Raw genomic sequence first — 18,405 nt, forward strand, 5'->3', positions numbered from 1 at the left:
CTCTCCTGGAACTCCTGGGTCCTGCTTGCCGGTTCACCTCTTGACCGGCGCTCCCGGCGCTCCGGCGTCCAAGAAGGTACCGGTTGTGACGAGTTGCCTACACAGGGTTTGGCTACAAACCGGATATCTCACCCTCGATCTGCCATGAACTGCCACTCTTTGCGGCGGACTCTCGCCGTAGCTGTTGACGCCTTGGCGCGTTGAACCATGTGGAGACGCGCCATGTGTCTCCACCCGACGAGGAGGGCTCGCCCTTCTTGGAGTTGGAGGTCGGTATGAAGACCAGTGACAGCTCATGGACGACTGCTCAGCACACGCCCACCGCCGAGGCGAGCGAGTCGCCGCCCGGCGACCCAGCCGCCGGCCACGGCGGGCCCTGCGACCTGGTGACCGTGCCGGCCCGGCAGGGGCTTGAGGCCGTCGACATCCTGCGCCGGGGCGCGGGCGAGGCTCCGGCGGTGGGGCCCGTGCTCCTCGACGGCAACTGCGACAACCTCGGCTTTCTGGTGCCTCCCGGCACGGCTGCGCGCTGGGACATGCCCGGCAGCGCGTGTACGGAGACGGCGGGCCGTGGGCTCCGGGTGCCGGCCGAGCCGCCTGTCACCGGCGGTGCGTGGCTGCTGCCCCCGGACTCCGGGACCGGGGAGGTCACGGACCCGGCGGTGCTGCGGGAGGCCCTCGGCGAGGCGGCCCGGCTGATCGAGGCCGCGGACGGCCACCGGTAGCGAAGGCCGGTGACCGCCGCCGGGCGATAATGGACCGGTGGCGAAGAATCCGGCGGCGAAGAACAGACGACGTGGACGAGGCGCCCCCGAGACCGGGGCAGGAGCTGGATCCGAGAGCGTCACCGAGCAGGTCGACGGCGGGCTCGCCGAGCTGGTGCCCGACCGCGAGCGCGCACGTGCCTGGACGCTGCTGATCGACGAAGCCCCGCAGTCGCACGTCGATCTCGCCGACCCGACGCATCTCTCCTTCTCCTACCAGCGCAGGATCGGCCACTTCGCGGATCTCGTCGCGCCCGCTGGCCGCCCTCTGCACGTCGTGCACCTCGGCGGAGGCGCCTTCACGCTCGCCCGTTACGTCGCGGCGACCCGCCCCCGGTCCACCCAGCAGATCGTGGAACTCGACGCGCCCCTGGTCCAACTGGTCCGCCGAGAACTCCCGTTGGACCCGGGCGCCCGGATCCGGGTCCGCTCACTCGACGCGCGGGCCGGGCTCGCCAAGATGCCCGACGGCTGGGCGGACCTGGTGATCACGGACGTCTTCGACGATGCCCGGATCCCCGCGCATCTCACCAGCGCCGAATTCCTCGCCGACGTACGGCGCGTGCTCGGCCCCGGCGGCGGCTACGCGGCCAACCTCGCCGACGGCCCGCCGCTCGCGCATCTGAGGTCCCAGATCGCCACGGCCGCCACCGTCTTCCCGGAGCTGGCACTCGCCGCCGACCCGGCCGTGCTGCGCGGCCGGCGCTTCGGCAACGCCGTACTCCTCGCGTCCGACCGGGAGTTGCCGATCGCCGGGCTGACGCGCCGGGTCGCGGGCGACCCGCATCCGGGCCGGCTCGAACACGGGCGCTCCCTCAGGGACTTCACCGGCGGCGCCGCGCCCGTCTCCGACGCGAACGCCCGGCCCTCACCCGTACCGCCGCCCGGTTCCTTCGACTGAACGCCCCTGCTCCGTACGGGACTCAGGGCCTGATCCGAAAGACAGGCCCTACCGCTCGTCGATCTGCACCCGGGGCGCCGAGTCGTGCCAGGTGCAGAAGACCGAGACCTCCCGGTCGTCCCGCGTGAACGTCACCCGGATCCAGAAGTCCTGCTTCCACACCTGCATCTGCCAGCCGGCCTCCGGCGTCGCCGAGACCAGCTCCGCCGACTCCGGGCCGAGATCGAAGACGACCCGCCCGCCGTCGACGGGATAGCTCTTCACATTGGCGTCCGCCGTGGGGTCCGGGCCCGGGTCCGAGGACCGGCTCGGCTCCGGCGCGTCCGCGGGCGGGGTCGCCGACGGCTTGTCGTCAGGCGACTTCGAGGTGTCCGGGGCCTTCGAGGACGCCGCGGACTTCGTGGGTGAGGGCGGCGGGCGGTGCGTCGACGAGGACTGCGGCCTGGCGCGCTGCGTCGTCGTGTTCTCCCCGGTGATCGGCAGCGCCCGCGGCCGGTCGTACACCGTGCCCACCACGACGGTGTGCACGCCCCACCACGACAGCGTGACCGCCGACCCGGTCGCCAGCGTCCACGCCATGGCATGTACGAGTCCTCTGCGCATCGGGGCCCATACTGCACCACTCGCCCCGCGCCTGTCCTTCCGTCCGCGTTCCCGGGCGACCGGCACCCCCCGGCCGCCCGGATGGCGTACGGTGCCGCCCATGCCAAGTGTGCTCGTGGTCGAGGACGACCAGTTCGTACGCTCCGCCCTCATCAGGCACTTGACCGAGGCCTCCCACACCGTACGGAGCGTCGGCACCGCCCTGGAGGCGCTGCGTGAGGTCGCCCACTTCCGGTTCGACGTGGTGATCCTCGACCTCGGGCTGCCCGATCTCGACGGCTCCGAGGCGCTGAAGATGCTGCGCGGGATCACCGACGTGCCGGTCATCATCGCCACGGCGCGGGACGACGAGGCGGAGATCGTACGGCTGTTGAACGACGGCGCCGACGACTACCTCACCAAACCGTTCTCGGTGGAGCACCTCTCGGCCCGGATGGCCGCCGTGCTGCGCCGCTCGCGCGCGACCGCAGCCGAGGACCCGCCCTCGCGGGTCATCCGCGTCGGCGGTCTGGCCATCGACCCGCTGCGCCGCCAGGCCGAACTCGACGGCGCCCGGTTGGATCTGACGCGGCGTGAGTTCGACCTGCTCACCTTCCTCGCGGGACGTCCCGGGGTGGTGGTCGCACGCAAGGAGCTGCTGGCCGAGGTGTGGCAGCAGTCGTACGGCGACGACCAGACCATCGACGTCCATCTGTCGTGGCTGCGGCGGAAGTTGGGGGAGACGGCCGCCCGGCCCCGCTATCTGCACACCCTGCGCGGCGTCGGTGTGAAGCTGGAGCCGCCGGCCCCGCGGGCGCCGGCGTCCGGCCCCGGCGCGTACGAGCCCCTGTCATGAGGTGGGCGCTGGTCAGGGTCTCGCTGGCGGTGACCGCCATGGTCGTACTCGCCTTCGCCGTTCCGCTCGGGCTCGTCATCAAGGAGATGGCCAAGGACCGGGCCTTCTCCAACGCCGAACGGCAGGCCGCGACCCTTGGCCCCGTACTCTCCATCGCCCAGGGCCGCGAACAGCTCGAATGGGCCGTCCAGTCCAGCCCCATCGGGGACACCGGACAGCTGGCCGTCCATGTGCCCGCCTCCGGCGAGCCGGGCAGCGTGCCCATGGAGATCGGCACCCGACGGGCCGCGCAGAAGGACCTGCGCGCCACCGAGCGGCTCGGCAGGGCCTCCATCACCGAGGTCAGCGGCGGTTCCGCGCTCCTTCAGCCGATCGCGATCTCCACCGGCAAGGTCGCCATCATCGAGGTGTTCGTCCCCGAGAACGAGGTCTCCAACGGGGTCACCACCGCCTGGCTGGTGCTCGCCGGCGTGGGCGTCGCGCTGATCGTGGGCTCGGTCGCCGTCGCCGACCGGCTCGGCGTACGGATGGTCCAGCCCGCGCAGCGGCTCGCGGGCGCCGCCCATGACCTGGGCGAGGGCAGACTCGGCGCACGGGTCCCGGAGAAGGGCCCGACGGAGCTGCGGTCGGCGGCGATCGCCTTCAACTCGATGGCCGACCAGGTGGTCCAACTCCTCGCCAACGAAAGGGAACTGGCCGCCGACCTCTCGCACCGGCTGCGCACCCCGCTCACCGTGCTGCGCCTCAACGCCGCGTCGCTCGGCGAGGGTCCGGCCGCCGACCAGACACGTGCGGCCGTCGCACAGCTGGAACGTGAGGTCGACACCATCATCCGTACCGCCCGCAAGGCCAAGCCGCAGACGCGCGCGACGACGCCCGGCGTGGGCTGCGACGTCTCCGAGGTCATCCGCGAGCGCATGGACTTCTGGTCGGCACTGGCCGAGGACGAGGGCCGCAAGGTACGGCTGGCCGGGGTGGGGCGCCCGGTCCGTATCCCGGTCGCGAGGCCCGAACTGGCGGCGGCCCTTGACGCGTTGCTCGGCAACGTCTTCCGGCACACCCCCGAGGGCACCGCCTTCGCCGTCGACGTCCACCACGCCGAGGACGCCGTGATCGTCCTCGTCTCGGACGCCGGCCCGGGGATCGCGGACCCCGAGGCGGCCCTCGTACGCGGCAACAGCGGGGCCGGCGAGGGCTCGACGGGACTCGGGCTCGACATCGTGCGCCGGGTCGCCGAGTCCACCGGCGGAGACGTACGCATCGGGCGCTCCGTGCTCGGCGGCACGGAGATACGGATCTGGATCGGGCTCGGCGGGCAGCGCGCGACACGCGCCACCGGGGAGAGCCGCGGCCACCGGCTGCGCCGCCGGGCCAACCATTAATCCCCTCGCAATGGTTCCTTAAGGGGACCTCAAGAACGCCAACGCCCGCCCGTTATCGGCGACTTGTCCGGGTCGGGGCAGCTAGCGTACTGCCCGAGACCGCATCAACCGCACGGCTGCCGTCCCCCACCGGTCGCCACCCCCCGCGTCCCGGCCGGACACCGAACCCCCCACCCGGCCGGGGCGCGCCCCGAAGCACTAGGCGGGCGGGTCGGGCAGTACGCCCGTCTCCGTCAGCCGCGCGTACCAGCGGGCGCTGGACTTGGGCGTACGGGCCTGCGTCCCGTAGTCGACGTGCACCGCGCCGAACCGCTTCCCGTAGCCCCGCTCCCACTCGAAGTTGTCCAGCAGCGACCAGAGGAAGTAGCCGCGTACGTCCGCCCCGTCGGCGATCGCGCGGTGCGCCGCCGACAGATGCCCGTGCAGGAAGCGGATACGGTCCGGGTCGTGCACCAGACCCTCCGCGTCCGGTCTGTCGTCGTACGCCGCGCCGTTCTCCGTGATCACCAGCGGTACGCCGGGTGCCTCGCGGGTGTAGCGCATCAGCACGTCGTACAGCCCCGTCGGATCGACCGACCAGCCCATCTCGGTGACCTCGCCCGGCGGCTGATGGAACGTCACGGACTCGGCGCCGGGCCAGGGCGACTTCCCGGCCGTGCCCGGCGCGTGGCCGCGGGTGTCCCGGCGGTCGGCGTCCGCGCCGGTTTCTGTCGCGGCCGACACCAGGTGCGGGGTGTAGTAGTTGATGCCCAGCCAGTCCAGTGGCTGATGGATCGTCACCGCGTCGTCGGCCTTCACGAAGGACCAGTCCGTGATCCGCGCGGTGTCCTTGAACAGGTCTTCGGGGTACGCGCCCGACAGCATCGGCCCGGTGAAGATCCGGTTCGCCAGCGCGTCGACACGGCGCCGCGCGTCCAGGTCGTCCGGCGACTGCGAACGGGCCCGTACCGCCGCGGCGTTGTGGCAGACGGTCACCTGCGCGCGTCTGGGCAGCACGGTACGCAGCGCCTGCGTGGCGAGACCGTGGCCGAGGTTGAGATGGTGCGCGGCCCGCAGCGCGAGCACCGGGTCCGTACGGCCGGGCGCGTGCACCCCGGAGGCGTACCCCAGAAACGCGCTGCACCAGGGCTCGTTGAGGGTCACCCAGCGGTCCACGCGGTCGCCGAGCGCGTCACCGAGGATGCGCGCGTACTCCGCGAACCTGAACGCCGTCTCGCGCACCGGCCAGCCGCCCGCCGTCTCCAGATCGTGCGGCAGGTCCCAGTGGTAGAGCGTGAGGACGGGCCGGATGCCGCGCTCCAGCAGGTCGTCGACGAGCTTGCGGTAGAAGTCCAGACCGCGCTGGACGGCCGGGCCGCGCCCGATGGGCTGGACGCGCGACCAGGAGACCGAGAAGCGGTACGCGTTCACGCCGAGGTCCGCCATGAGGCGCACGTCCTCGGCCCGGCGGTGGATGTGGTCGGCGGCGGTGTCCCCGGTGTCGCCGTTCTCGACCTTGCCCGGGGTGTGGCTGAAGGTGTCCCAGATCGACGGGGTACGGCCGATCTCCCGCGCGCCGCCCTCGATCTGGTAGGCGGCGGTGGCGGTGCCCCATATGAAGTCGGACGGGAAACTGAGGGACATGAGTGCGCTCCGGGTCGGGGAGAAACGCGCGGTCAGCCCTTGACCGCACCGGTCATGATGCCACCGACAATCTGCTTGCCGAAGATCACGAAGGCCAGTAGGAGCGGCAGCGCACCGAGCAGGGCACCGGCCATGATCACCGACTGGTCGGGAATGCAGCCGCGGCCGAGCCCCGTGAGCGCGACCTTCTGGTTCGGCGGCAATCTGCTCCGCGACCTCCGGATCGCCTGGACCGACGCCAACATGGGTACGGCGCCTTGAACCGGAAGCGGAGCTTGGCGAAGGCGAAGCCCGCGAGCGTCGAGAACAGGACCGTCCCGGCGGCCACCGTGCCCGCCACCAGGACCGTGTTGAAGAGAGTCTGTGCCAGCCGGGTCGTGTTGCGGGACGCGGCGATCGCCGTCCAGAGGAGCGGGAACAGCGACCCGGCGGCGAACAGGGCCAGCACGGCGTAGGTGATGCGGCCCGCGTGCCGGTGCCGCCCGGCGCCGCGCCGTGCCCCGCCGCCGGCTCGGCCGGGTCCTCCGCGCACCCGGCCGCCACCCCGGCCCCGAGCACGACGACGGCCACGAGCCCCGCCAGCCGGCGGGACGCACGGGAATGCGTGCGCATGACGTCCTTCCTTGACCGGGCATGGGAAGTGGGAGCGCTCCCATGAGTGGGTCGAGGGTCCCCGCTCGTCCGAGAGGTGTCAAGGACCGGGGGGCGACACGACGAAGGGCCGGTCCGCTCACGCGAACCGGCCCTTCATTCGTCAGGGTGAGTAACGGGACTTGAACCCGCGACATCCTGGACCACAACCAGGTGCTCTACCAGCTGAGCTATACCCACCATGTCCGGTCAATCCTGTACCCGACCGGCCGAGAAAAAGTGTACAGGGTCCGCGAGGGTGCTCGCGCCCGACTTACGACCTCGCCTGCGGCAGGGAGCGGGCTCGCGACGCCCTGCGACTCCGCTTGCCGCGTTCTCGTCAGTCGACGACGCTCCGCGTCGCCTCCCTCCTCGGCCTTGCAATCGAAGCCACATGACGACGCTCCCTGATCCGCTCCCTGCCGCAGGCGAGGTCGTTACGCCTGGGCTGCGCCGCGCACCCCTCGGTCACAGCACGTGCTTCGCCGCGATCGCCTTCGCCGTGTCCGAGTCCGGGCCCGGCTGCGGTACGAAGACCGCCTCGCGGTAGTAGCGCAGCTCCGCGATGGACTCGCGGATGTCCGCGAGCGCCCGGTGGTTGCCGCTCTTCTCCGGGCTGTTGAAGTAGGCGCGCGGGTACCAGCGGCGCGCCAGCTCCTTGACCGAGGAGACGTCCACGATCCGGTAGTGGAGGTAGCCCTCCAGCTCCGGCATGTCCCGCAGCAGGAAGCCGCGGTCGGTGCCGACCGTGTTGCCGCACAGCGGCGCCTTCCCCGGCTCCTTGACGTGCTCGCGTACGTACGCCAGCACCCGCTCCTCGGCGTCGGCCAGGGTGGTGCCGCCCGCCAGCTCGTCGAGCAGGCCCGAGGCGGTGTGCATCTGCCGCACCACCTCGGGCATGGTCTCCAGCGCCGCGTCCGGGGGACGCACGACGATGTCGACCCCTTCGCCGAGCACGTTCAGCTCCGAGTCGGTGACCAGTGCGGCCACCTCGATGAGTGCGTCCTCCGTCAGCGAGAGCCCGGTCATCTCGCAGTCGATCCACACCATTCGATCGTTCATGCGCCTTACCCTACGGTGCGCTCCGCTGACCGGGCAGGCTCGGGCGCCCCTGGCCGGAGACGAAGGCCTCCGAGTAGGACTTGACCGGCTCCGGCACCGGCGGCAGGGCCGCCGGAGGACCGGACGGGGCCGCCGTCGGCGCGGGCCGTCTGGACCCCGGGGACGCCTGGGGCGGTACGACCTGCTCCGCCGGCGCCGGCGCGAGCTGGTCCCCGTGCGGACGGCGGGCCCGGTAGGCGGCCCGGTACGCGGCGGGGGACGAGCCGAGCTGACGCCGGAAGTGCCCGCGCAGCGCCACCGGCGAGCGGAAGCCGCAGCGGCCCGCGACCTCGTCCACCGAGTAGTCGGAGGTCTCCAGCAGCCGCTGCGCCTGGAGCACGCGCTGAGTGATCAGCCACTGAAGCGGCGCGCTGCCGGTGAGCGAACGGAAACGGCGGTCGAACGTCCTGCGGCTCATATAGGCGCGGGCGGCCAGAGTCTCCACGTCGAACTGCTCGTGCAGATGCTCCAGTGCCCAGGCCACGACCTCGGCGAGCGGGTCGGAGCCGATTTCCTCTGGTAAAGACCTGTCCAGATAGCGCTCCTGGCCGCCACTGCGCCGCGGCGGGACGACGAGCCTGCGCGCCAGTGCCCCGGCGGCCTCCGTCCCGTGATCCGTGCGCACGATGTGCAGACACAGATCTATTCCGGCCGCCGTCCCCGCGGAGGTGAGCACATCGCCGTCGTCGACGAACAGTTCACGCGGATCCACATGGACGGACGGGTACCGCTTGGCGAGCGTCGGCGCGTACATCCAGTGCGTGGTCGCCGGCCGGCCGTCCAGGAGGCCGGCCGCCGCGAGGACGAACGCGCCCGTGCACAGTCCGACGATCCGGGCGCCCTCCTCGTGCGCGCGGCGCAGTGCGTCCAGAGCCTCGGGCGGCGGCGGCGAGGTGATGGAGCGCCACGCCGGGACGACCACCGTGCCCGCTCTGCCGATCGCCTCCAGCCCGTAGGGCGTGGTGAGTTCGAGCCCGCCGGTGGTGCGGAGCGGGCCTTCCTCCCCACCGCACACGAGCAGCCGGTATCGCGGAACCCCGGCATCCTGACGGTCGATGCCGAACACGGAGAGCGGGATGGAGCTCTCGAAGATTGGCCCGCCACTGAAGAGCAGCACTGCGACGACCTCCCGGCGGCGGCGGCCGGAAAGCTTCCGTGCTGACTCCGGTGCGGCAATGGAGTCCTGGCTCATGGCGCTAAGCCCCCCTCGGTGTTCGCGTCTCCCCGTTCGTGTCGGGTCTTTCGCTCCTGCACGATTCCCCTCGGTTTTGCACGGGACCCCACTGTTCGCTACTCATGATCGAATCTACTGTGTCCCGTGGTGCCGGCGTGACAAGTTCTCCATCCGGCGCTATGTCGACAAGGCAACTTGGCGCGAAGCATTCGATCACGAAGCGTTCCACTCGCGCGGCCCACAGGGAAGTGCGCCTCGCGCGCATGGCCCGTCCCCGTAGGCGGTTCGCGGCCGGAAAGGACCTCTCTGCCCTGGTGACAAGGGGGTTGACAGGCCATTTCGCCAAGGATCGGTCGCAGGGGTGAAGTTGGCTGAAAACTTACGGGTGTGCGGGCCCGGAAGCGTCAGCAGGCCGGCGCGCTTCAGTCATGCGTACGCGCGCCCCGACGCGCCCCCTGGGGCCTGGTGTTACCCACCGTACGTCGATCACGGAGCGAGCGCTCCGAGCGGCGCAGCAGGAGCCGGCAGGCCGCCGTCACGGCGAGCAGCCCGAGCGCGGGGACGGCGGCTCCGCCGACGGACGTCCCGAACACGACGAGCACCACCGGCACGAGTACGCAGCTGAAGGCGGCCCAGCGAACCACATCGCTCGCGGATTCGGCGGAAGCGGGCGACGCGGCCGGCGCGGGCCGAGGGTCCGACGGGGAGGAGCCGTGGTGCTGCGGTCGTACGGACACGTGAGCTCCCTGATGGCGGGGGTGGCTGTGGTGACTGGATTGACTGCGTCGACTACGGGCCGGACCCATGATCAACGAGGTGTCCGGCCGTCCGGTCACTTACCACCCCCCGGGTGGCCCGCCCCTCGCGTCCTTGTGTACGGGCCATCGGGCGTTGCGATACCTGGCGGGCTCGGGCATGCTCCCCTGATACGTCGCGTGTGCGGCGGCCATGCCTGGGCAGATGAGGAGTGCCGCCGTACCCTTGCGGGTAAGGGGTTGGGAAGATGATTCCCAGACACAGCTCCGTTGCCCCGTCAATTGTTGCTCCTTCACACAAGGACCTTCCTCGCCGAGACATCGATGGCCGGTCACGAAATCCCCGAACCCGCTGACCGCGAGCAGTTGACCGACCACGCGTCGGACCTGCAAGCGGCGGAAGAGACACGCACTTCCTGCGACCCGGCCTTCCGGCACGGAGTGGTCGTCGGATTCGACGGGTCGACGTCCAGCGAGCGCGCGCTCGCGTATGCCATCGGAATGGCCCGCAGACTCGGATCCGCCCTGATCATCGTGCATGTGGCCAACCGGCTGCCCACCACCGTCTGGGCGGGCTGCGAGCCGCCGGTCTTCGTGGACGTGCCGGACCACCGCACGGAGGTGCTCGGCCTCGAACTGGCCTGCGCCGACTACCTCACCGAGGTGCCGTGGATCCTCGTCGAGCGCGGCGGCGACATCTGCCACGAGCTCGAAGAGGTCGGCCAGGAGTACGCGGCCGACGCGATCGTCGTCGGCTCCACGCACGGCATCGTCGGACGCATCTTCGGCACGGTGGCGGGACGGCTGGCACGACGGGCCAGGCGGCCCGTCGTGGTCATTCCGTAACCCCCCGACGGCTGCTTCGGCGCGGCTGACGCGCCGTCATGGCTACTCCACCGTCACGGACTTCGCCAGGTTGCGCGGCTTGTCGATGTCCCGGCCCAGCGCCAGCGCCGTGTGGTAGGCGAGCAGTTGGAGCGGAATCCCCATCAGGATCGGGTCCAGCTCAGGCTCGTTCTTCGGCACCAGGATCGTCTGGTCGGCCTTCGGCTGCTCCTGGTGCGCGACCGCGAGGATCCGGCCGCTGCGCGCCTTGATCTCCTCCAGCGCCGCGCGGTTCTTCTCCAGCAGATCGTCGTCCGGCACGATCGCCACGGTCGGCAGCGCCGGCTCGATGAGCGCGAGCGGTCCGTGCTTCAACTCGGAGGCGGGATAGGCCTCGGCGTGGATGTACGAGATCTCCTTGAGCTTCAGGGAGGCCTCAAGAGCCACCGGATAGCCGCGCACCCGGCCGATGAACATCATCGACTTCGCGTCCGCGTACTCGTCCGCGATCTTCTTGATCTCCGCCTCGGACTCCAGGATCTCCGCGATCTGGGCGGGCAGGGCGCGCAGCCCCGTGATGATCCGCTTGCCGTCGGCGACCGACAGGTCGCGGATACGGCCCAGGTGCAGCGCGAGCAGCGCGAAGGCCACCACCGTGTTGGTGAAGCACTTCGTGGAGACGACACAGACCTCCGGGCCCGCGTGCACGTACACACCGCCGTCGGTCTCACGGGCGATCGCCGAGCCGACGACGTTGACGACGCCGAGCACCCGGGCGCCCTTGCGCTTGAGCTCCTGCACGGCGGCCAGGACGTCGTACGTCTCGCCCGACTGCGACACGGCGATGTAGAGCGTGTCGGGGTCCACGACGGGATTGCGGTAACGGAACTCGGACGCCGGCTCCGCGTCCGCCGGGATCCGCGCCAGCGACTCGATGAGCCCGGCGCCGATGAGCCCCGCGTGGTACGAGGTGCCGCAGCCGAGGATCTTGATGCGCCGCACCCCGCGGGCCTCGCGCGCGTCCAGATTCAGGCCGCCCAGGTGCACGGTCGAGAACCGGTCGTCGATCCGGCCGCGCAGCACCCGGTCAACGGCGTCGGCCTGCTCGGAGATCTCCTTGTGCATGTACGTGTCGTGGCCGCCCATGTCGTACGACTCGGCCTCCCACTCCACGGTGGTCGGCGTGGCCGAGGTGCGCGAGCCCTCGGTCGTGTACGTACGGAAGTCGTCGGCCTTGATGGTGGCCATCTCGCCGTCGTCGAGGGTGACGACCTGGCGGGTGTGGGAGACCAGCGCGGCGACGTCGGACGCGACGAACATCTCCTTCTCGCCGATGCCGAGGACGACGGGCGAGCCGTTGCGGGCGACGACGATGCGGTCGGCGAAGTCGGCGTGCAGGACGGCGATGCCGTATGTGCCCTCGACCAGCTTCAGGGACTGGCGGACCTTCTCCTCCAGCGTCTCGGCCTGCGAGCGCGCGATGAGATGGGTCAGGACCTCGGTGTCGGTCTCGGAGAGGAAGACGACACCGTCGGCCTCCAGCTTCACGCGCAGATCGGTGGCGTTGTCGATGATCCCGTTGTGGACGATGGCGACCTTGTTCTCCGGGTCGAGGTGCGGATGCGCGTTGTGGTCGCTCGGGGCGCCATGGGTGGCCCAGCGGGTGTGCGCGATGCCGGTGGTGCCGGCGAAGCGCTTGGGGACGCGGGACTCCAGCTCACGGACGCGGCCCTTGGCCTTGACCATTTTCAGGGCCGCGGACTTGCCGGCGGCCGGTTTGCCCGTGATGACCAGGCCCGCGGAGTCGTAGCCCCGGTACTCCAGCCGCTGGAGGCCCTCCAGCAGCAGTGGAGCGACGTCACGCCGTCCGATGTAACCGACGATTCCGCACATATCAGTCTCTGCCTCTCCGCCAATGTTCAGTGGTGTGCCCGACCGCCCGCCGTCCGTGGACGGTGTGGCCGTACGCTCCGCGGCCGGCCGCGGTTCGGCGTCGCTCAGCCGTAGACGATCCGCCGGAGCTGCCTGAGGGACAGCTCGGGCGGCGCCACCGCGCGGTGCGGCAGTTCCGCCGCGATCCGCTCGAAGATCTCCGGATTCGCGGCGCCGCCGGCCTGGAGCTCGCGGTGTCTGCGCCGGACGAACTCCTCGGCGGTCTCGTCGAAATACGCCAGGACGTCCAGAACCACCCGGGCAGCCTCGCCGCGCGGGAGCGCGGTACTGCGGACCAGATGGTCGACGAGGTCGTCGTGAGGCGAGGGTGAACGGCGTTCGAGCACCCGTAGATACTGCGGGTGCGGGGCGGTTCTTTGCAAGAATCCTGCCCGAATCCGGGCAGGAGTGACCATGATCTCCGGTGGGGCGGTGCTCAGAGGCGCTTCAGTACGGCCTGCTTGGCGGTCGTGAACTCCTCCTCCGTGAGGATCCCGGCCTGGTGCAGCTCGCCCAGCTCACGGAGCCTGCGCAGCAGCGCGTCATGATCGTCGCCGCCCGCGGCCGGCTGTGCGGGCACATCGGCGCCGTCGGGGGCCTTGGCGAGGCCGGGGGCCGTGGCGGGCGCCGCGTTCGGGTGCGGCAGCCGGGCCACCACGGAGGCGGCGACCAGCGCCATCAGCGGGTCCTTCCGGAAGCCGTACAGCTCCACGGAGTGCGGGTCGTACTTGGGCGCCGGGGAATTGCCCCTGCCGACCACGAAGCGCAGGAAGCCGTTCTCCATCCCGGCGCTCGGCCGCCACTCCACACCGTCCACGTCGCCGATCGCGAGGGTGGTCATCCCCCGCGAGGACTTGGACTCCTCGGTCTTCCAGTTCCACTCCAGCCGGATCAGCTCGCCGTCGAAGCTCGCGGTCCCGTCGCCGGCGCCCATCGTGATCGGCAGGGAGGGGCCGGGCAGCAGATAGCGGTCGGTGGGACCCGAGTCGACCTCGTCCAGCAGCAGGGCGTTGCGCACCTCGTCCACGAAGTACTCGGCGACGCCCGTGCGGTCGCTGTCCACACTCAGCTGGTACGGGTCGGAGCCGTCGTCCAGCTTGCCCCCGGCGACCCTCGTCAGCGGGTCGGCGCCCTCCCGCAGCCGCAGCCTGAGCCGCCCCGACCTACGCCCCTGCTCGAAGGTGATGCCCGCCAACGCCCCGAGCGGCACGGCGACTTCGCCGAGCGACTTGCGCAGCGGATTCACACGCTTGTCGCTGCCGGGCACGATGCGCACGGTGTCGCCGTCGAAGGTCCAAGTGCCGTCCCTCTGGATGATTTCCGCCATGGGGCCGATTGTTCCACCGGGGCGCCGAAGACAAGAGCGGTCCGCACCTTGACCCGGACGGGACCGGGGAGTCCGATGGAAAGGTTCGGTCGCTCCGCACCACAGTTGACCTCCGTCGAAGGGGCACGTCTGTGAGACAGCACGGAACATCCCCCACCTCCCCCACCTCCCCCCGACTCCCGTCCCGCCGACCCGCGTCCGTGCGTCTGGCCGGCCCGCTGCTCGTCGGTGTCGCCCTGTTCTCGTGCGTGGCCGCGTCCGGGGCCGTCGCGTCTCCCGTCGCGCCCTCCGTCGCCGCCTCCGGCGCCACGCCGCTCGGCGACGTCATCCCGGCGCCCGCTTCCGTGCGGCCGGGCGACACGCCGTACTCACTCACCTCCTCGACCCGGATCCGGGTGGACGCGGGCTCCCACGAGGCCCGGCGCGTCGGCACCTATCTCGCCGGGCTGCTGAGGCCCTCCACCGGCTACGACCTGCGGATCACCGACAACGACCGGGGCGGGGGCCGGGGCCGGGGCGACGACGGGATCCGGCTGCGGCTGACGTCCGGCGACCGGGACCGGGCGCTCGGCGACGAGGGCTACCGGCTGGAGTCCGACCGTGCCGGCGTCACCCTCACCGCCCGTGAACCCGCCGGGCTCTTCCACGGCGTCCAGACGCTGCGCCAGCTCCTCCCGGCCTCGGTGGAGAGCCGCACCAGGCAGCCCGGCCCCTGGAAGGTCGCGGGCGGCACCATCACCGACACGCCGCGCTACGCCTACCGGGGCGCGATGCTCGACGTCTCACGGCACTTCTTCACCGTCGGGCAGGTCAAGCGCTACATCGACCAGTTGGCCCTCTACAAGATCAACACCCTGCATCTGCACCTCTCCGACGACCAGGGCTGGCGCATCGCGATCGACTCCTGGCCCCGGCTCGCGACGTACGGCGGCTCGACCCAGGTCGGCGGCGGCCCCGGCGGGTACTACACCAAGGCCCAGTACAGCGAACTGGTGCGTTACGCCGCCTCGCGCCATCTCGAAGTCGTCCCGGAGATCGACATGCCGGGCCACACGAACGCGGCGCTCGCCTCGTACGCCGACCTGAACTGCGACGGTGTCGCGCCGCCGCTCTACACCGGCACGGCCGTCGGCTTCAGCTCGCTGTGCGCGACGAAGGAGATCACGTACGACTTCGTGGACGACGTGGTGCGTGAGCTGGCCGCCCTGACGCCCGGCAGATATCTGCACATCGGCGGCGACGAGGCGCACTCCACCAGCCATGAGGACTACGTGGAGTTCATGCGGCGGACGCAGGCGGTCGTGGCCAAGTACGGGAAGACCGTGGTGGGTTGGCACCAGCTGACCGGCGCGGACCCGGTGAAGGGCGCGGTCGCGCAGTACTGGGGCTACGACGCCACGGGCGCCGCCGAGCGCGCCCAGGTCGCCGAGGCGACGAAGACGGGCACAAAGCTGATCCTCTCCCCGGCCGACCGCGTCTATCTCGACATGAAGTACGACCGGAACACCGACCTGGGCCTGACCTGGGCCGGTCTGGTCGAGGTGGACCGCTCGTACGACTGGGACCCGGCGACCTATCTGGCGGACGCGGGTGTCGCCCCGGAGGCGGTGCTGGGCGTCGAGGCGCCGCTCTGGTCGGAGACGCTGTCGACCAGCGACCACATCGAGAGGATGGCGTTCCCGAGGCTGCCGGGAGTCGCGGAGATCGGCTGGTCTCCGCAGTCGGCGCGGGACTGGGACACGTACAAGGGACGCCTGGCGGCCCAGGGGCCGAGGCTGACGGCGCTGGGTATCGACTACTACCGCTCCCCGGTGGTGCCGTGGTCCGCTCGGTAGGGTGCGGCGCATGTCTGTGAACATTCATCTCGCGCTGCGCGTCGGCGCGCTCGAATCCCTCGACGAGGCGGAGGCGGTGAAGGGGGCGCTGGCGGCGGTGCTGACCGAGCACGGGATCCGGAACGAGGTACAGCTCCGGAAGTTCAGGGAGCCGCTATCGGTGAAGGTGACAACGGGCAAGTGGCCGTTGAGCGTTCGGGGATTCGGCGTGTGGAGCACGGCGTTCGAGAAGGACGTCACGGATGCGGTCCGGAGCGCCGCGCCGTCGGCGGTGGTCGATCTGGACTGGGGCTACCCGGACTACGACTAGGGCGTGTTTTAGAAGTAGCGTCGTCCGCCCATTGGGCGGGGCCCACGGCGTCTGGTGCGTGCGATCGCAAGGCGGAGGATCATCCTCGTACTGGACGTACTTGGATGACTCCGACAACGCGGCGAGCGCGCGTGCCAGACGCCGTGGGCCAGACGGGACTTCTAAAACACGCCCTAGGGCGTCCCGGGCCGGCGGTTGAGTACCGGTACTCACGCCGCCGTACGCGGAGTTGGCGAGCATGGGAGGCATCGTCCGCCGTCCACACCGGAGGCTTCTCATGCTCAGCCGTACAGCCGCCGCACTGGTGCCGTTCTTCGGGCGTCTCACGGTCACGGTGGACGCCGAGGGGGAGTTGGCACCGGGCAGCATCGTCGCCGCCAACCACACCTCGCTCAGTGATCCGGCGATCGTGCTCGCCGCGCTGCGTCAACTGGGCGTCGAGCCCGTCGTGATGGCGGCGGCGGGGCTGTGGCGCGTACCGCTCCTCGGGCGCGCGCTCGTGCGCGGCGGGCACGTCCCCGTCCGGCGCGCCGACCCGCAGGCCGCCGGCTGCCTCGATGACGCGGCGGCGGCGCTCGCGCGTGGCCGGCTCGTCCTCATCTACGGCGAGGGTGGCATCCCGGACGGCGGGGACGCCACCGAACTGCCGCCGCGACCCTTCCGTACGGGCCTGGCCCGGCTCGCCGCCGCCACTGGCGCGCCCGTGGTTCCCCTCGGACAGAGCGGCGCCCGGCGCGTCACCTCGGGCGGTGCCCTCAGACAGTTCGCGGGCCTGGCGACCGCGCCCCTGCGCCGCCCGGACCTGCGGGTGCACATCGGCGCCCCGGTGCGGCTGACCGGTGATCCGGCGACCGCCACCGCGCAGGCGCGTCGCGCGGTGACCGACGCGTGGCGGACCGTCGCGCACCCGCACGGCGTACCGGCCGATCAGGCGGCCTTCCCGGCCTTCTCGATGGCGGCGGCGAGATCTTCGAGGATCGGCGCGCACTTGTCGTACGAGTAGATGGGCTCCGAGACCCGCGGAACGACCTGGCCCGCCTTGACCGCGGGCAGCCGCGCCCAAGTCGGCTTCGACGTCAGGGCGTCGGGCTGGAGGGCGGAGGAACGGTTGTCCATCATGATGATGTCGGCCGGGTACTTGTCGACGTTCTCCCAGCTCAGTTCCTCGAAGAAGCCCTGCGCGTTCACCTTCGGCTCCACGAACCGCACCCCGAGCTCCTGGAAGTAGAGAGTGTCGGCGGACATCTTGGCGAGCGAGACGTAGAACAGGTCCTGGCTCGCCGAGCCGGCCATCACCCTGATCTCCGGCCGGGACTTCGCGGCAGCCCGCAGCCGGCCCGCCGCCTTCTCGAACCTGGCCTTCGCGTCGGTGACCTTCTTGGCCTTCAGATCCGCGCCCAGGGACTCGGCGAGCTCCGCGTGGCGCTGGATCGCCTTGGGGACGGTGGTCTCCGCGGCCAGGAGCGCCACGCTGGGGGCCAGCTTGAGGATCTTGTCCCTGGACTGCTCGGGGACGTACCAGAGTTCACCCTTGACCCACTGGGCGGTGACGAGCAGCTCCGGGGCGAGCGCCGCGTACTTCTCGACGTTGAACTCGCCCCAGACGTTGCCGAGTATCTCGACCTTGGTGACATCGAGGTCACCTGCCTGGATGTCCGGCTTGCCGTCCTTGGTGGTGGTCGGCCCGAAGACGCCCTTGACCTCGATCCCGTAGTCGTGGAGCGCGGCGGCGGTGCCGGTGAAGGCGACGATGCTCTTCGGGACGCTGTCCGCCTCGGCCGTCTCGCCGCGGTCGTCCTTGAAGGACCAGGGGCCCGCCTTCGCGTCGCCGGCCGCGTCCGATTCCCCCTTGTCGTCGTCGCTGTTCCCGCACGCGGCGAGCGCGACTCCGAGGCCGACGGCACCGCCCGCGGCGAGGAGGCCGCGGCGGCTGAGGGGCGAATGGAGTGCGTTGGGCATGTCGATGTCCGCTTTCGTACGCGCCGGAGACCGGCCGGTGGGCAGTTCGGGTAGGTTAGCCTAACCTTCCTTGTCGGTGTATGCGGGGGTTCCGGTTGCGGGTTCGTTGCCGGGGGCGGGGTTCGGGGCCTTCGGAGGGGTATGTCCGGACGGCGTGATTTACGGCGCGTGCCACGCTCGTTGGACCCGATGTGGCCTCCTTGTTCACGCGCCACAAATCAGCCTGAGTGTCCGAACACACCCCTCCTGCGACCCCGCCCCCCTCACGCCGGTGGGGGATCCGCACAACCCGGCACCGGCCCGCGGGATGGAAGGGGGACGCGCAGGGGTCGTGTCCGGACACTCAGGCTGATTTGTGTCGCGTGAACAGCCTGGTTCCCCTGGGTCCAACGAGCGTTGCACGCGGCGTAGATCACGCCGTCCGGACATGACCCCGGAGCGGCACCCGG

The 18,405-nt window shown here is 71.0% G+C and carries 17 protein-coding genes, 1 tRNA gene and 1 pseudogene; 8 read left to right on the plus strand and 11 right to left on the minus strand.

From position 1 onward, the window contains the following. Positions 1-275 precede the first annotated feature (275 nt). A complete protein-coding gene (locus ACFWV8_RS09765; RefSeq protein WP_329392433.1) occupies positions 276-725 on the plus strand; it encodes a hypothetical protein in 450 nt (149 codons plus the stop codon). Positions 726-762: 37 nt separating this feature from the next. After that, complete coding sequence (locus ACFWV8_RS09770; RefSeq protein ID WP_384199299.1) at positions 763-1,665, plus strand: spermidine synthase; 903 nt, start codon at positions 763-765, stop codon at positions 1,663-1,665. A gap of 48 nt (positions 1,666-1,713) precedes the next feature. Here the strand turns inward: ACFWV8_RS09770 and ACFWV8_RS09775 are convergent, their stop codons facing one another. After that, complete coding sequence (locus tag ACFWV8_RS09775; RefSeq protein WP_384199301.1) at positions 1,714-2,268, minus strand: hypothetical protein; 555 nt, start codon at positions 2,266-2,268, stop codon at positions 1,714-1,716. A 100-nt stretch (positions 2,269-2,368) separates the two neighbouring features. Between ACFWV8_RS09775 and ACFWV8_RS09780 the strand changes: the two genes are divergently transcribed. Then, entirely contained in the window at positions 2,369-3,103 is a 735-nt protein-coding gene (locus ACFWV8_RS09780; protein WP_329387378.1) for a response regulator transcription factor, read from the plus strand. Next, positions 3,100-4,485: an ATP-binding protein gene (locus tag ACFWV8_RS09785; protein WP_384199303.1), complete on the plus strand. Its 1,386-nt coding sequence runs from the start codon at positions 3,100-3,102 to the stop codon at positions 4,483-4,485. Before ACFWV8_RS09780 ends, ACFWV8_RS09785 begins: the two co-directional genes overlap by 4 nt. A 198-nt stretch (positions 4,486-4,683) precedes the next feature. On the opposite strand, the gene ACFWV8_RS09790 is transcribed toward ACFWV8_RS09785, so the two are convergent. From ACFWV8_RS09790 to ACFWV8_RS09815, 6 genes and pseudogenes are all read right to left on the minus strand, one after another. Next, positions 4,684-6,108 carry a glycoside hydrolase family 1 protein gene (locus tag ACFWV8_RS09790; RefSeq protein ID WP_384199305.1) on the minus strand — a complete coding sequence of 475 codons (1,425 nt, stop codon included), beginning with the start codon at positions 6,106-6,108 and terminating at the stop codon, positions 4,684-4,686. A 32-nt stretch (positions 6,109-6,140) separates the two neighbouring features. Then, positions 6,141-6,640: pseudogene (locus ACFWV8_RS09795) on the minus strand (hypothetical protein). A 226-nt stretch (positions 6,641-6,866) separates the two neighbouring features. Next, positions 6,867-6,939: transfer RNA gene (locus tag ACFWV8_RS09800), tRNA-His, on the minus strand. A gap of 267 nt (positions 6,940-7,206) precedes the next feature. Beyond that, positions 7,207-7,800 (minus strand): oligoribonuclease, encoded by a 594-nt coding sequence (orn, locus tag ACFWV8_RS09805; RefSeq protein ID WP_329387384.1) that lies wholly within the window; start codon positions 7,798-7,800, stop codon positions 7,207-7,209. Positions 7,801-7,810: 10 nt separating this feature from the next. Further along, entirely contained in the window at positions 7,811-9,031 is a 1,221-nt protein-coding gene (locus tag ACFWV8_RS09810; protein WP_384199307.1) for a GlxA family transcriptional regulator, read from the minus strand. A 404-nt stretch (positions 9,032-9,435) separates the two neighbouring features. After that, a complete protein-coding gene (locus ACFWV8_RS09815) occupies positions 9,436-9,750 on the minus strand; it encodes a hypothetical protein (RefSeq protein ID WP_384199309.1) in 315 nt (104 codons plus the stop codon). A 342-nt stretch (positions 9,751-10,092) separates the two neighbouring features. On the opposite strand from ACFWV8_RS09815, the gene ACFWV8_RS09820 reads away from it, so the two are divergent. Continuing rightward, the gene (locus ACFWV8_RS09820) at positions 10,093-10,614 is read left to right on the plus strand and encodes a universal stress protein (RefSeq protein WP_384199311.1); all 522 of its coding nucleotides are present in this window, start codon (positions 10,093-10,095) and stop codon (positions 10,612-10,614) included. Positions 10,615-10,656: 42 nt separating this feature from the next. On the opposite strand, the gene glmS is transcribed toward ACFWV8_RS09820, so the two are convergent. The 3 genes from glmS to ACFWV8_RS09835 all read right to left on the minus strand — a co-directional run bounded on the left by glmS (position 10,657) and on the right by ACFWV8_RS09835 (position 13,852). After that, positions 10,657-12,486, minus strand: coding sequence for a glutamine--fructose-6-phosphate transaminase (isomerizing) (gene glmS / locus ACFWV8_RS09825; protein WP_384199313.1), 1,830 nt, complete (start codon positions 12,484-12,486; stop codon positions 10,657-10,659). A gap of 104 nt (positions 12,487-12,590) precedes the next feature. Next, positions 12,591-12,872, minus strand: coding sequence for a hypothetical protein (locus ACFWV8_RS09830; RefSeq protein WP_384199315.1), 282 nt, complete (start codon positions 12,870-12,872; stop codon positions 12,591-12,593). Positions 12,873-12,961: 89 nt separating this feature from the next. Continuing rightward, a complete protein-coding gene (locus ACFWV8_RS09835; protein ID WP_384199317.1) occupies positions 12,962-13,852 on the minus strand; it encodes a DUF4429 domain-containing protein in 891 nt (296 codons plus the stop codon). Positions 13,853-13,983: 131 nt separating this feature from the next. On the opposite strand from ACFWV8_RS09835, the gene ACFWV8_RS09840 reads away from it, so the two are divergent. From ACFWV8_RS09840 to ACFWV8_RS09850, 3 genes are all read left to right on the plus strand, one after another. Beyond that, a complete protein-coding gene (locus ACFWV8_RS09840; RefSeq protein WP_384199319.1) occupies positions 13,984-15,687 on the plus strand; it encodes a beta-N-acetylhexosaminidase in 1,704 nt (567 codons plus the stop codon). Positions 15,688-15,697: 10 nt separating this feature from the next. Next, positions 15,698-15,997, plus strand: a complete 300-nt coding sequence (locus ACFWV8_RS09845; protein WP_384199321.1) for a hypothetical protein — start codon at positions 15,698-15,700, stop codon at positions 15,995-15,997. Between the two features lie 277 nt (positions 15,998-16,274). Next, entirely contained in the window at positions 16,275-17,000 is a 726-nt protein-coding gene (locus ACFWV8_RS09850) for a lysophospholipid acyltransferase family protein (protein WP_384199323.1), read from the plus strand. Here the strand turns inward: ACFWV8_RS09850 and ACFWV8_RS09855 are convergent. Next, positions 16,925-17,956, minus strand: coding sequence for an ABC transporter substrate-binding protein (locus ACFWV8_RS09855; RefSeq protein WP_384199325.1), 1,032 nt, complete (start codon positions 17,954-17,956; stop codon positions 16,925-16,927). The genes ACFWV8_RS09850 and ACFWV8_RS09855 overlap by 76 nt on opposite strands. Between the last annotated feature and the right edge of the window lie 449 nt (positions 17,957-18,405).

The organism is Streptomyces sp. NPDC058665 (assembly GCF_042714995.1).
In the GTDB taxonomy this organism is placed as follows: Bacteria; Actinomycetota; Actinomycetes; order Streptomycetales; family Streptomycetaceae; genus Streptomyces.

What these genes read in the sequence shown, in the direction of transcription:
- ACFWV8_RS09765 (WP_329392433.1), top strand. Translation starts at nt 276, where the DNA reads ATGAAGACCAGTGACAGCTCATGGACGACTGCTCAGCACACGCCCACC.
- ACFWV8_RS09775 (WP_384199301.1), bottom strand. Translation starts at nt 2,268, where the DNA reads ATGCGCAGAGGACTCGTACATGCCATGGCGTGGACGCTGGCGACCGGG.
- ACFWV8_RS09780 (WP_329387378.1), top strand. Translation starts at nt 2,369, where the DNA reads ATGCCAAGTGTGCTCGTGGTCGAGGACGACCAGTTCGTACGCTCCGCC.
- ACFWV8_RS09785 (WP_384199303.1), top strand. Translation starts at nt 3,100, where the DNA reads ATGAGGTGGGCGCTGGTCAGGGTCTCGCTGGCGGTGACCGCCATGGTC.
- ACFWV8_RS09790 (WP_384199305.1), bottom strand. Translation starts at nt 6,108, where the DNA reads ATGTCCCTCAGTTTCCCGTCCGACTTCATATGGGGCACCGCCACCGCC.
- orn (WP_329387384.1), bottom strand. Translation starts at nt 7,800, where the DNA reads ATGAACGATCGAATGGTGTGGATCGACTGCGAGATGACCGGGCTCTCG.
- ACFWV8_RS09810 (WP_384199307.1), bottom strand. Translation starts at nt 9,031, where the DNA reads ATGAGCCAGGACTCCATTGCCGCACCGGAGTCAGCACGGAAGCTTTCC.
- ACFWV8_RS09820 (WP_384199311.1), top strand. Translation starts at nt 10,093, where the DNA reads ATGGCCGGTCACGAAATCCCCGAACCCGCTGACCGCGAGCAGTTGACC.
- glmS (WP_384199313.1), bottom strand. Translation starts at nt 12,486, where the DNA reads ATGTGCGGAATCGTCGGTTACATCGGACGGCGTGACGTCGCTCCACTG.
- ACFWV8_RS09835 (WP_384199317.1), bottom strand. Translation starts at nt 13,852, where the DNA reads ATGGCGGAAATCATCCAGAGGGACGGCACTTGGACCTTCGACGGCGAC.
- ACFWV8_RS09845 (WP_384199321.1), top strand. Translation starts at nt 15,698, where the DNA reads ATGTCTGTGAACATTCATCTCGCGCTGCGCGTCGGCGCGCTCGAATCC.
- ACFWV8_RS09850 (WP_384199323.1), top strand. Translation starts at nt 16,275, where the DNA reads ATGCTCAGCCGTACAGCCGCCGCACTGGTGCCGTTCTTCGGGCGTCTC.
- ACFWV8_RS09855 (WP_384199325.1), bottom strand. Translation starts at nt 17,956, where the DNA reads ATGCCCAACGCACTCCATTCGCCCCTCAGCCGCCGCGGCCTCCTCGCC.